Here is a 13,236-nt window from a genome sequence, read left to right on the forward strand (position 1 = left end):
CTTTTTTCAAACATGCGAATGCTCAGAACAAAATCGCCGCTTCTGAGATTAAAAGAAAGAGCGAACCACTGTCTTTCCCACTCGCACCAGAAGTTGTCCTTATTCCAAGGCTGACCGCGACTCGTCAGCAAACGCGATGACTTTCTTTGGACCATCAAACAACCTCTGGGCTTTCAGTTTACCATTTTTTATATTCAACATACGCCACCGGTGGTAGTAAAACACCTTTCTGTCAGCTCTGGTTTCACGTATCCATAACTTATCGAATTTCCAAGTAAATTCTTTCCATGTTTTTTGCATCGCGAAACATTAACCATTCGCCTTCTTTAACAGATAGTGGAGAGCAAGGGAGGATTGTAAAACCAACACCTGAAGTGCGCTTTTCGTTATAGCGCATTCCGTGGCAATTGGCATTACCGGGGCCGCTAGCTTCAATGCGTGCATACCCTTTAGCGGGAATTTGAACCATATCTCCCTTTGACGAACGGTTTGTAAATAACGTGATCTCTTGTTTGGACATATTTATCTCCAAGGTAAATTTAAAGAAAACGTTAAGTACAGAAAGTTTAATAAAAAAATCTATGCTATTGCGATGAAAAATGGAAGACTCGAGGGGTTATCTCTACAACCGCTCGATCGGGATTAAATAGATATTTTGCATCCGCCATTCTTACTATAATGAAAAAGATTTCAAAAGCATTGAGCGTTTTACTATTAGGAATACAGCGCTTCCTTGGTAACTGCTATGGCTTGAATAAGGCGATTGATACAAAAAAGGGCTTTTTGTTTCTGCTACGCAGTCACCTGAAAGCCCAATTAGCAAATAAAGGATTGAACCTGTTCAAATTAATAAGCATTCAATCTTTGAGCGATGCTTTATCTTGTGTAATGAGAGCCAATTTGTCTACCTTTTTCATCATAAACGTAGACATAGCTACCCCTCTTAACAGATACCGCAGAACCGGTAAAACCAACTAATTCGCCCTGCTTGCTATATAGCTGTCTGTTTTTCTCTCCGTATACGTACACATACGATCCACGCTGAACGGCCGTTGTAATCATAAGCGCCTCCTTAAACAACTCATTCTCAACTTTATTGTATACCTAACGTCAATAACGCTTCAAAACAGCAATAATAAATCAGAGATTGGAGAAAATTACAAAGGGTGTTCTAATTTTTATTGAAATAAGGCACTAATTTCTATCTGATTCTAAAATTAACAACAATGCTTGTTAGCAGAAAGTTGATCCAATCCTTACACAAAAATAATGTCCAAATGAAAGCTTTTTCCTATAAACATTGGAAGAGGGTTGAATTTTCGGAATATTTGATCTGATTAAATGCCCAGTCAATTAGCCTTTAAAAGGCTGACAAAATACTCATTAGGGGACATCATCCCTAACTTTGAGTGCGGACGTTTGCCATTGTAATAGAAAATCCATTGTTGTATCTGAGCCTGAGCCTCTGCTCGGGAATTAAAGCACTGCTTGACCGGCAACGTTTCCCGCTTCAGAGTTGCCCAAAACGATTCAGCAGCCGCGTTATCCCAACACTGTGCTCGTCGACTCATCGAGCTGCGAAAACCATATTCTTGAAGCATCGCTTGAAACGCTTGACTGCAATATTGTGAGTCCCTGTCGCTATGGAAAAGACAACCTCGCTCAGGTAGCTCGTTGTCATAAGCCTTCTGCAAGGCCTCAACAACCAGAGACTGAGTCATTCGACTGCCGAAGCTGTAACCCACTAAACGCCGTGTACCTAAATCAATGACGCTGGCTAGATAAAGCCACCCTTGCTTGGTCGGAATGTAGGAGATGTCACCGCACCAGGCTTCATTGATGCCAAAGTCATCAAAGCGACGATCAAGCAGGTTGCTCGCACAGCTCAATTGATGTTCACTGTCAGTCGTTTTGACATATTTACGATGGTAGCGATGATACAAACCATTGTCTCGCATAATGCGTCTTAACCGTTTGTAATCAATGCTCAGGCCTTGTTTTCTGAGATGACGATAACAACTCATCAATCCCGGTGTATAGCCTCGTGATTGCTTGATAAAACCTTTAACAGCAGTCAGGATGAACTCATCGGTGTGAACCACACCATGACGGTGTTGTTGATCCGATTTCGACCACGAATAGAAGCCACTAGCACTCACGTGAAGTAACTGACAGGCTCGAGTAATGGGCAGATAACAGTGACGCCCTATCTCTGCACGCTCAATGCAGCGCTTTAAATAGACGTACTTCTTTAGGGCATTTTGGCGAAGTACGCCGTCGCTTTTTAAGAAGTCGATCTCAGCTTCCCTTTCGCGCAGAAGTTTCTTCAAGCGGGCAATTTCTTGTTCGGCAGACAACTGTTCTTGGGGAAGTTCTTGTTTGGCCTACGTCCACCAGCTGTTAACCGTCTTACAACTGATTCCCAGGCTTTTGGCGACACCCATTTGGGACTCACCATTGCGAATACGCTCAATAACGGAAGCTTTAAATTCTTGGGAAAGTTGTTTCATCTTGATCCTTTCAATGCTTTATTTTAAAAAATTCAGGATCAAAATTCCGAATCTACAACCTTACTTCAGCTGGATACTGGCAACGACGCTTACCAATGGCTTTCTTCATCGAAAAGGATGGGTCTGTCTTGGGGATGTTTATAAGAAACGTACTCAAGGAAGTTATTAATAACCGCCCATTACGGAACCGTACGATGGGTGGTGTGGAAGGACGGTAGACAGAATAACTGCCTACCTCCTATCCGATTAGCGGTTAATTACTTTTATAGTTTGTCTTCATAGCCTTCGGTTGCAATCCTAAGGCTCGTTTCATCATTTCAACTTCTTTCTTCAAATCTTCCAGCTCTTTTTGAGATTTGGAAACTTTTTCAGCCATACTTTGTTCACGGATTTGAGCACTTCTAAGCTGCATTTCCAGTGAGCGGTTATGGTCCGATAAAGCTACGACCTTCGATTTCAAAGCGGAAGTTGACATTGAGTTATAAGACGACGGAGCGCCGAAGCGGTAAGCAATACCGGCATTAACCATAGCATCACCTCCCGTCGCAGCCGAACCACCGAAGTTAACCATGACGTTTTCTGTCGGTTTGTAGAACACACCGACGGCAAGCGCTTGTTCTCCAGAATAGTTGCCTACGCCAGCAGCCGCTGACCACTTGTGGTCTTCATCCAACCCCAAAGGTTGAAGCGCTGCCATGGCTGCGGCATTAGCGGCCGCACGGTTGATATCTTTCTTCAACGAATGAGCAACTTGGCGAATCGATCTTGAATTCTGAGCAATTGCCTGTTGGGTTTCATAAAGTTGACCACCGTTGACAGCATCAGTGCTGCCGGCCGACACATCACCAGCGGCAACGTTCACAACCTTGCGCTTAACAGTACTTGAACCAACACTAACTGCATTGCTCACACCGACGGACCCCGCGCCTAAAACCACGGCATTTTGTGCAGAAGTCGTCACGTTACTGCCTAAAATGAAGGTATTTGACGCGTTTTCATTAATCGTGTTGTTATTGCCTATGGCAAAACTATTGTCTGCGCCGCTGGCGATTTTATTGTTATTGCCAACTGCGTAAGCATTGTTAGCCGCCACCGTGCTTCCCGATCCGAATCCTCCCGCATTATTACCAGAAACAGTGCTTCCGTTTCCATAAACAAAGGCGTTTGTTCCCGTTACCGTTGATCCTTCGCCCAAACCTAAGGATTCTGAATGCAAGTAGTTATAGACATTTTGTCCGCTAACAGCTCGTTCGTCGTCACTAGCCACTTGACCTACAGGTTTCATATTCTGCGCGATGTTATTCAGCGTTTGCTCACTTTGCAAAGCATTATTGATCGCCACCTGGACATTGCTATTGTTGATGACTGCTTCCGAAACGGCGTCTTGGAAAATGTCATTATTCGTCAATGCGTTGTTGATCGCTTCCTGAATGGCGTCTTCGGAAATAGAGATCCCTTGCAAAGCATCCCAAACCTGATCACCGGTTACCAGACCTGAACTGTTTTGAGCGATTTCACCGGCTGAGACTCCACCAATGGTGAAACCTCCGTTTTCTTTGGCAACGGTAATTAACCCGCTACCTGAGATGTTTAAGCTATCGTAGGCAATGCTGGCGATAGTCCCCTTGCCCGTTTCCGTCAGATTACTCAACGAAGTATCCAAGGCATTGGTAGGAATAGATTGTTGAACTTCACTTAACTTGTCGTCCAACGCGACAAGGTTTTGACCAACAGTGTAACCAGATGAAATTGCATAATAAGGTTCCACCCTGCTTTCCGGTGTTCCCCATTGATAAATGGCATTGCCGGTCACGAAACCTAAACCTGTTTGATCATTTGCAATGGATCCACCTAAAGCCGTTAACCATTCACCCTTATAGTTGGCGATATTGTCCGCATTCACATTGGCCTTGTTTTGATCTAGTCTTACAAGACCTTGATCAAGATTAGTCAAATTAGTCGCGGTAGTCTGGGTGCTTGAAACATATGTGCCATCTTCAGCTGGGCGAACTTCGCTAAAAAGAGCTCCGCCTGTGACGAGGCCGGCGTTCCCCTCGACCACAGCCCCATTGCCCAACTTGGCTTGCCACTGCTGAACATTGGCATCAGACAAATTGCCGGCGTCAACGTCCGCCTTCGTTGAAAGACCCTCAGTGATGGAGGTGTTCTGATTTTTCAGCGCCTCGTCTAAAGTATCGCTCGTTACCAACGCATTTTCACCATCGGCTGCATTTTCAGTTGTTTTCAAAGACAAGGCGTAGTTTCGAGTGTTGCCGTCTTGGGTATCGCTCTTAGAGATGGCAAGAAATTCCCCATCCCCTACGACACCAACAGAACTCTTTAAACGTTCAACACCGTCACTAGAAAGGTTATCCAACGATCGCGTGGCAAGCACCAAATTTCCTTGGGAGTCAAAGACATTGCGACTGACTAAGCCCAATTGAGCATCTAAAGAGGTTAAATTCCCGGCAACTGTGTTTTGCCCCTTCACATACTGCCCGTCAGTACCGATATGCACTTCATTAAAAAGTTCGGAACCAGTAATAAACCGGTTGTTCTCTGTGGATACTGGCGAGATATCTTTGGGTGTGCCTAGGACAGAAATCCAGCTACCCACTTCAATGTTGTCACCGGAAATGGTGGCAAACCCAGCACCTGTAGTGAAATCTTTCACATAGTTATAAACGGTCTGGCCGGTCACCAACTTATCACTATCTTCGCTAATTGTTCCAGTGTCATCGACGTTTAATGTCCAAGAGACCAAATCATCGGAGGTGGTCTTTTCCGCGGCAATATGTTGACCTCCAATGATGGTGAAAGAGTTGGAAGCCAAATTTTTGATCTTCGTTTCTCCTGTTAACGTCAGCCCTTGAAGACTTTGCAGGTTGGTCACGGTTGTGGATAATGAACCAAAATTTGTTCCCAACGCAGACAGATTGGTATCTAACGCCGTTAAGTTGTCTCCCGTGGTTGCGTCACGACGAACAATTGAACCGTCTTTAACAGGGCGCACCTCATTAAAGACCATGCTTGAAGAAACCAAACCTTCTGCGGCTCCCCCAATTCTGTCCGCCATTGTCAAGCCGATTGAATAGGTATCAATATTGGTTTGATCATCAGAAGTCTTCGTAACAGACAAATACTGATTTCCTTCTGCAGCTTTGACGTTAATCGCTTGTTGGGCCTGATCTTTAACGGCATCACCTTGAGTCGTGCCATCTAAATTTCCAAAGGTTTCGCTAATGGCATCATAAACCGTTCCGCCGGCCACCAATCCGGTATTTCCCTGTTCTACTTTGCCATTTCCCAGCGTGTTTTGCCATGCCAATAAATCAATTCCTGTGGCGTCGTTGTTGGCCTTAGTGCCAATGGCAACTGTATTGGCAACGATGGCCGTTTCATTTTCTTTGATTTCAGAATCCAACGCCGTCAAATTCTGCGCTGCCGACGTATTGGACTTGATAAAGTTTCCATCAGTGGACACCCGAGTTTCAGTATCAATGGCCGACGCAACTGTCGCTCCAGTAACCAAATGATCGTCTACGCTACCCTTCACGGTTCCGTCGGAGACCACGTTCACCGTGTACCCGTCACTTTCTGATGATACCGTGACGTGATTACCTGCCTTTACTTTGACAGAGCCCTTGGCAATTTGAGCGATCTCATCTCTACCATCTTCAGACAAATTCCCCAAGTTTGGATCTAACTTATTGCCAACTGACGATTTAATACTAGAAATAGCGCCACTGACAGTCGTTTCTCCGGTTTGACCAATGTTGCCGGCTGTCATAGATGTACCATTATCTGTGACAGTGACCCCTAAGATATTTTCAAGGCTATTTTTAATGTTTGAACGACTGATGGAACCGACTTGACCGATCGTTGCTGCGTCGGAGTTATTAATACCATCGGCAACATTGATAATACGTCGTTTAAAACCTGTACTTTCATCAGAACTGCCGACAGATACAACGCCTGAAGTTTCAGATGCCTTGATATCTGAGCTAAAAACGTTGGAATTAGCACCCAATGCAACCGAATTTGTCGCTTCAACAGACGCTTTATAACCAACAGCCAATGATTGAGAACCTTTTGCAGTTGCTCCTTCACCAAGAGCAGTGGATCGAGCTCCGATAGCTTTAGCAGAGGTAGAAGGGGAGGCTTCTTCGTCGCTTGCGTTAACGCTTAGATACTCGTTACCTCCAGTTGCGATTTGTTGTTGTAGTTCGTATAGCTGGCTTCCGTTTATTGCATCATAACTATCTGCACTAATTTCACCTTTGGCCACACCAGTTAATCGTCTCGCTACAGAGCCGTTATATTGGTACCTTGATTCACTTCCTCCAGTGACATTTCCTGTTAGATAACTTGAGATTTGAGAAGATATTTCTTGAATTTTTTCTCTGTCATCAGAATCCAATGATCCAGTAAATATTGGGCAATTTGAATCCGTGTTACTACAAGTAAATGATTCTCGACCATTGTAAACAATGCTTATTTTCCCATTTTCGTCCTTTGATACTTTTGAATATTTGATAGTATACGAATAATTTCCATTTTGTTCTTGTGCTGAAATAGAATCTACAAATCCTACGGATTCCCCTTCTTTTAGATCTCTAAAAAATCCTCCATAACTATCGCCGTATCCAAAATAAACCGTTTGGCTATCCGGCATATTTTCAATACCACCTATGGAGAAACTATTATTGTTCAGATTTTGATTAATGTGAGCACTAATAACACCATGTTGATTTTGTGATGCACCACCCATGTTTTGTCTGTAATTTGTGAATTCTATTTCTACGTTATTAAATAAATGATATGTACCGCTATAGTCATCAGATCCAGAATATGCATTTGCATTATGAACACCCACAATTCGTACAAAAGAATAGGCAGGACTAATACTTATCAATAACGCCAAAGCACCAACCAGAGAAGATGACACTATTTTCGATTTAGCTTTGGAATGTTCACTACTAACAACACAGCAACACTTATTTCTATTGAAGAAAGCTTTAAAAATGCGGTTCATGGTATTCGCTCCACATTACAGGTTGTTTTTGCCAATTTCTTGAGACCAAAAATAAAGATCAATTACGCGCATGATTGGATACTTTTTAACGCGCGCATTTTCATCTATAAATTCAGGACAAATATCTTTAAAAAACTCTTGAACTTCAGGTGCGTTAGCGAAATCTATCCATGTCTGAGGACCTGTCTTAAGTCCAACAGTTAGTTGCTTAATCAGCGTATTCTTTGAATTCTTAGATTTAAATTTATTGATGGATTCTTTGAAAATAGAATCAAAGGCTGGGATGCACCCAAATACTCCCATCAAGATTTTTGTGAAAAGTATTCTTTCTGACTTAATGTTTAGACCAGATTCTTTAAAGCCTGCACGAATTGCATTAAATAAATTTTTAATAGTCTCGGCCGAAACAATTGGTTCATAAGGCCTGATACCTTGTTTAGAGACAACTTTAAAAAGTCGTTTAATTATGGGACGGTAGACTGAATGATTATGATGGAAGAGAACCGTTGAGGAACGATACATTCCATAACTGGCAAGATAAAAACCTAATTCAGCTTCGGCGTGTTGTAAGAGTTCTTCAGATGGTTTACTTGAAGCAAGTGCGTCGAAATTATTTTGGAAAAATAAATAACAACTATCCCAAGAACGAAGTCTGCCATTTTCAGAGGTGAGATGCTGTTTACAGAAATTCTTGAATTTTCTCTTGGCTACCGAATTAAAACATTTAATTCGTAGGGGGGGGGTTGTGAGTTTGGAGGTCATGTCAGCTTTTCCCGAAAGGACAATAATTACAAATTGTAACGCCGCTATAACATCTTGAATGTATTTTTGCTTCACAGACTATTGGTTTAAATCAAATAATCAATTAGACGGCTTGACCTATGAAATGTCCTTCTTTAAAGGGAGTAAGAAGTAAAAACAAAGCAGTTTTGATTCCAACCGAGCACAGTCGGTTCCAACCGGGCAGAAAGAACTTCATATTTCATCGCTATCCTCCTATTCAGTAAACAGTGAGAAGTTTACTTTGGATAGCGGAAAGATTATCGGCGGGTCTTTTTAATCGCTTCAATCCAACCTTCACCGGTTGTGGGTGAAGAATTTCCTCGGAGCAAGCCGCTAATAAAAATACAGGCGAAAGCCATAACAGCCACCACCATCACCACCAATTCAACATCGATGTTTTCCATCGCATCAAGATCCTTTGAATGAGAGAGGCTTGCAGTTTAGCCTATGAAAATGACAAAACCGGTTGATTGTGTCGTTCATGCGACAAAACTAGCCCACGGCTAGAACTTCGCTGAAACGTGTGGTATAGGACGGACTGCGGTGTTCCCGTTTCATTTTCCAGTCCTCCCCTTCCCTCTTGATGGTTGAAAAACTGACTGTGCCTTTCCCAAAACGATTATTGAGCTGATCGATGACGGCCGACAGGCGATCCGCCCGGTCATTTTCAAAAGCAAAGAGATCTTGCTCGATTTCGTTCTCGCGTTGGATGTTCTCCAGTGAGACCCCCGCCTTTTTGTAAGCGATTTCCGGTCGATAAAGCTTGTCGAGGAGCTTTACAACGGCATTCATGAAAGTTGGGGTGTCGTTTACCGGAATTCCAAGATCCTCAACATCGAACCCATAGTACCGGGGGACTTCCAATTTGAAGTAATTGGAAATAATGAAAACACCGATCCGGCTCGTTTTGAGTTTTTCAGCTCGCAACACTTGCGCAGCTTCTTCAGTGTGCATCGTTAATGCACTTAATAAATCATCTTTGCTGTACACGTCCTTCGAAAAGCTTCGGCTTCGCACTAAACGCTGCCGAGTAGGTGCCACAGGCTCAAATTCAATGCAAGGGATGCCTCTTAACTCACGGGCCGTCTGAAGGACGGTAACCGGAAAGAATTGTTTAATCAGAGATTCCGGTGCTTGAGCGAGCGCCAGGGGCGTTTCGATCCCAAGCTTAATCATGCGCTTACTTAATTGGGATCCAATTCCCCACACTTCGTCAATCGGCTCGTAGGCCAAGGCCTTCTTTTGCCGTTCGGGCGTTAAATCATTCCAATTGAGAACACCATGAAAGCCAGGAATATGCTTGGCCAAGTGATTGCAGTATTTGGCCAGAGTCTTTGTAGGGGCGATGCCAACGCAGGACGGGATCCCCACCCAGCGCCAAACCCGCTGCCGGATTTGTTTACCGAGATCCGACAGATTGCAAGTCAGTCCGGTTAAATTGGCAAAACACTCGTCAATGGAATAGACCTCAATTTCTGGAACCAGCGATGCAATGCTTCGCATCATCCGACCGGACATATCCCCATACAGCTCATAATTGCTCGAAAAGACGGCCACGTCGTACCGCTCGACAATATCTTTAACTTTAAATAGTGGAGTTCCCCTCTTTAGCCCTAAGGCTTTGGCTTCCCGCGTTAATGTCACGATGCAGCCATCGTTGTTGCTTAATACCACAACCGGCCGTTTTAAAAGATCCGGCCGGAAAACTCGCTCGCACCACGCGTAAAAAGAATTGCCATCAATCAACGCGTACATGATCACCCCATTCTCGTGGCTGTCATGGGTTTGATCACATAATTCACCACCCCGAAAAGCATCCACTGCTCCCCTTCTTTCGGGTAAATATCCGGATAGAGGCCGGAGGCGTTTTCCGCCTTCAGATAAAAACCATCTGAGGTTTTGATAAAGCGCTTGACGGTGTAATCGTTGTCAATTTGCATGACAACAATATCGTTGTTTTTGGGCGTCCTGGAGCGATCCACCACCATGAGATCGCCGTCACACATGCCAGCGTCAATCATCGACTGCCCGGAAACACGCAACACAAAGGTCGCCGGGGCGTTTTCAATCAACAAGTCATTGAAGTCCAACGTTTCCTTGTAGCTTTCGGCTGGTGATGGGAAACCCGCTTGGACAGAATACTCAAATAATGGCACAGACGCATGATGCACCGGCATAACAGCTTGAGCCCAGGAAGGGATGGATCGCTGGTTTTCTTTTAAATTAGTCAGCGCCAGTCGTAGCCACTGTCCGCCTCCATTGGCTTTGAAGGTTTCTTTTTGTCCGGGTGTTACCCGAGCGATGATGGTGGCGGCCAAAATCTTGTCACCGAGCGGTTTTCGCCCGGCGTTGTCTCTTTTTCCACCGCGTCCTTTAGTCATTTTTGTATTCCTTGAGATTGGCTGTCGGGATTTCATGTTCATTGGCATAGCCCATAAAAGGTATGCGTATTTGCACTTCGTGCACCTTTCCTAGAAAGACAAGATTCTCCAGATCAGGTATTCGTTGTGGATTCGATACATCGGAAATATAAGTAAAGCTACCGTCAACATTACGGACTAATTTGGCGATGTCTTTAGGCTTTCCCACTCCCCTTTCAAAAACATAAAAGTCATCCCCGTCATAAGATTTAATGGCCGTGTTCACTAAAAGACGCATCCCTTTTTCAATGTCGGGAGCTAATGCGTCATCGGCAGCATAGACCATAACACCAGAAACTTGATCTTCTTCGATCTCAAAAGCATTACCAGGCCCATAAATGTATGTCCGCTCCGGTTCATTAGGCTCAGTCAAAAAACGAGCCACAATTTTTATACGCTTGTTTTGATCTTCTTTATCAATTAAATCCATAGCCCGTATTTCCATAATGACTGTCCTTTTTCACTTTAAAAATGACTTTAGGGTAGCGGTTTTCCAATTTGGCCTTCACATCGTTGGCAACGCTTTCAGAATCAAAAAAACTCATCCAGTCTTTATTGCGTTGCAACCGGTAATTTGGTCGTTGATACTGCGCCCCAAATACCGAAATACCTGAGAATCTGCGCATTCCGTGTAATTTCGCTTGTAAATAAAACTTCACTCCTGTCATGTTGTCACCCCTTGCGAAATACTGAAATTCCCTATTTATTTGATATTGTATTACATAATCATAGAAAAGCCAAAATTTTTCAGAAATCTGTTCTTTTCATTAAACTTCTAAGAATCATGCAATACATCACTGGCCTTCACGCACTTCAATGCCCTTGCGCTCTCAACACTCCGGGGGACACCCACCACGCGAGCGTGGACTGGACGTATCCGGCCTTGGCCGATACGGAAACGGCGTTCTTCGGTGACTATGGGGTTGAGACGGACAAAGAAGTTGCCCGGTTATCCGGGACGCGGAATGTGGCCAACCACCTCCGAGCGGTTTTGGATTTGCTCTATGAGGGAAAATTCAAAGATCTGGCCGGGCTCAAGCGAGAGATTATCGCCAACGATCAGCTAACCTCGGAACTCTTTGATAAAGTGGTCGAGCTTCATACGCAAAACGTATGGAATCAGGTGAGTTGGTTTATCGGCTGCGAGTATGGTCTTCAATGGCTAGAATTTTTGAAGTCAAAGAACATCGATTGGCCCACCAATCCCAATTCGACTTTTGAACCGGTGGCGCCTGGCGACAATAGCTTGTTGGCTTTTGTAGAGGCCCGCATTAGCGAGTTTAAGCAGTTTCAGAAAATATCAACCTTGGCCGGACTCTTTCACTCGGTCTTATTCCGCGAGGCGGAAGTCAACCGGATGGTCAAAATTGAGTTACGCGCCTTCTTAGCGAAGCTCCATCCTGAAGAATTGTGGTTCTTAAAAGAAATAGATCACTACCCTTCCGATCAAGTATTGGAAGAAGACTATCAAAAGCTTTGCGCTTTCCTAAAAATTTCTTAATTTCAGCGAATGAAAAGTGCCCTGGTAAAGTCAATATGGGGTACACCGTAATTAGACATTGCTGTATTCATTGAAAAGTGTCAATTTAGAGTAGATAATTTGTTTAATTAGACAAAAATGTCATTTGACTAGCCTAAATTGACAAAATGAGTAGTTATGCCAAAATTGCCTACGCTCGCGTGAGCACCGATGACCAAAATTTGGATCGTCAGTTGGAAACGCTCAAAGCGTATTGCCCGGACAAAATTTTCACCGATCATTTATCCGGGAAAAATTTAGAACGCCCCGGTTTTCAACAAATGATGGATTATGTCCGGGAAGGCGACATCATTTATGTGGCGTCGATGGATCGAATGGCCAGAAATTTGGATGATCTCTTGGCCACCACGAAACGTTTGCAATCGAAGGGCATCACTGTTCACTTCTTAAAGGAAAATATTTGTTTGAATCCCGGTGCTGAAACCTCTTCCATGAGCAAACTCATTATGTCCATCATGGGAGCCGTGGCGGAGTTTGAACGCTCCCTAATCCGGGAGCGCCAGCGCGAAGGGATCCTTTTAGCTAAAGCGCGCGGGGTTTATAAAGGACGCAAGCCCATCGATCCGGACAAAATGCAGGAAGCCCGCAAACTCATTGACGAAGGTTTTACCAAGACAAAGGTCTGCGAGAAGCTTAACATTTCCCGGCAAACGCTTTATAAATACCTCAAACAAAGCGCCTAACACACGAACCATCAATTTAAGATAGATCTAAAATGCGTTATTCCTCGAATTCTGACAAGTCCTAATTCCAAGCGTTCAAGCTGGAGGGCAAAAAACGTGTCAAAGTGGCCGTGATCTACATGATTCTTTTGGATGCGCGCCGTCATTGGTTTGGGAAAGGAAAATATTCAGCCATTGGCTACATGGTGAGTTCGACGGATAACGCAACCGACGAGGATTTGCTAACCATTCAAAGAGACCTTCCCCGGCTCAAGCGTCAACGGCT

At 44.1% G+C, this 13,236-nt stretch carries 12 protein-coding genes; 2 read left to right on the forward strand and 10 right to left on the reverse strand.

Annotated elements, in window-relative coordinates; all coding sequences use genetic code 11:
* Positions 1-259: 259 nt before the first annotated feature.
* From M3080_RS06410 to M3080_RS06455, 10 genes are all read right to left on the reverse strand, one after another.
* Positions 260-520, reverse strand: a complete 261-nt coding sequence (locus M3080_RS06410) for a hypothetical protein (RefSeq protein ID WP_249092377.1) — start codon at positions 518-520, stop codon at positions 260-262.
* An 829-nt stretch (positions 521-1,349) separates the two neighbouring features.
* Positions 1,350-2,357, reverse strand: coding sequence for an IS3 family transposase (locus tag M3080_RS06415; RefSeq protein WP_249092378.1), 1,008 nt, complete (start codon positions 2,355-2,357; stop codon positions 1,350-1,352).
* A gap of 27 nt (positions 2,358-2,384) precedes the next feature.
* Entirely contained in the window at positions 2,385-2,510 is a 126-nt protein-coding gene (locus M3080_RS06420; protein WP_249092379.1) for a helix-turn-helix domain-containing protein, read from the reverse strand.
* Between the two features lie 253 nt (positions 2,511-2,763).
* Complete coding sequence (locus M3080_RS06425; protein ID WP_249092380.1) at positions 2,764-6,798, reverse strand: YadA-like family protein; 4,035 nt, start codon at positions 6,796-6,798, stop codon at positions 2,764-2,766.
* Positions 6,799-7,560: 762 nt separating this feature from the next.
* The gene (locus M3080_RS06430) at positions 7,561-8,382 is read right to left on the reverse strand and encodes a hypothetical protein (RefSeq protein WP_249092381.1); all 822 of its coding nucleotides are present in this window, start codon (positions 8,380-8,382) and stop codon (positions 7,561-7,563) included.
* Positions 8,383-8,585: 203 nt separating this feature from the next.
* Positions 8,586-8,732 (reverse strand): hypothetical protein, encoded by a 147-nt coding sequence (locus M3080_RS06435; protein ID WP_249092382.1) that lies wholly within the window; start codon positions 8,730-8,732, stop codon positions 8,586-8,588.
* 88 nt (positions 8,733-8,820) lie between these two features.
* On the reverse strand, positions 8,821-10,149 hold the full coding sequence (locus M3080_RS06440) for a Y-family DNA polymerase (RefSeq protein WP_249092383.1): 1,329 nt from the start codon (positions 10,147-10,149) through the stop codon (positions 8,821-8,823).
* A complete protein-coding gene (locus M3080_RS06445; protein WP_249092384.1) occupies positions 10,086-10,709 on the reverse strand; it encodes a LexA family protein in 624 nt (207 codons plus the stop codon). Before M3080_RS06445 ends, M3080_RS06440 begins: the two co-directional genes overlap by 64 nt.
* Entirely contained in the window at positions 10,702-11,178 is a 477-nt protein-coding gene (locus M3080_RS06450; protein WP_249092385.1) for a hypothetical protein, read from the reverse strand. The genes M3080_RS06445 and M3080_RS06450 overlap by 8 nt, the downstream gene beginning before the upstream one ends.
* The gene (locus M3080_RS06455) at positions 11,165-11,416 is read right to left on the reverse strand and encodes a hypothetical protein (protein WP_249092386.1); all 252 of its coding nucleotides are present in this window, start codon (positions 11,414-11,416) and stop codon (positions 11,165-11,167) included. Before M3080_RS06455 ends, M3080_RS06450 begins: the two co-directional genes overlap by 14 nt.
* A gap of 116 nt (positions 11,417-11,532) precedes the next feature.
* Between M3080_RS06455 and M3080_RS06460 the strand changes: the two genes are divergently transcribed.
* Both M3080_RS06460 and M3080_RS06465 read left to right on the forward strand, forming a co-directional pair.
* Positions 11,533-12,249 (forward strand): hypothetical protein, encoded by a 717-nt coding sequence (locus tag M3080_RS06460; RefSeq protein WP_249092387.1) that lies wholly within the window; start codon positions 11,533-11,535, stop codon positions 12,247-12,249.
* Between the two features lie 146 nt (positions 12,250-12,395).
* A complete protein-coding gene (locus M3080_RS06465; RefSeq protein ID WP_249092388.1) occupies positions 12,396-12,971 on the forward strand; it encodes a recombinase family protein in 576 nt (191 codons plus the stop codon).
* The last annotated feature ends 265 nt before the right edge of the window (positions 12,972-13,236 follow it).

This window comes from Parasutterella secunda, assembly GCF_023336895.1.
In the GTDB taxonomy this organism is placed as follows: domain Bacteria; phylum Pseudomonadota; class Gammaproteobacteria; order Burkholderiales; family Burkholderiaceae_F; genus Aphodousia; species Aphodousia faecalis.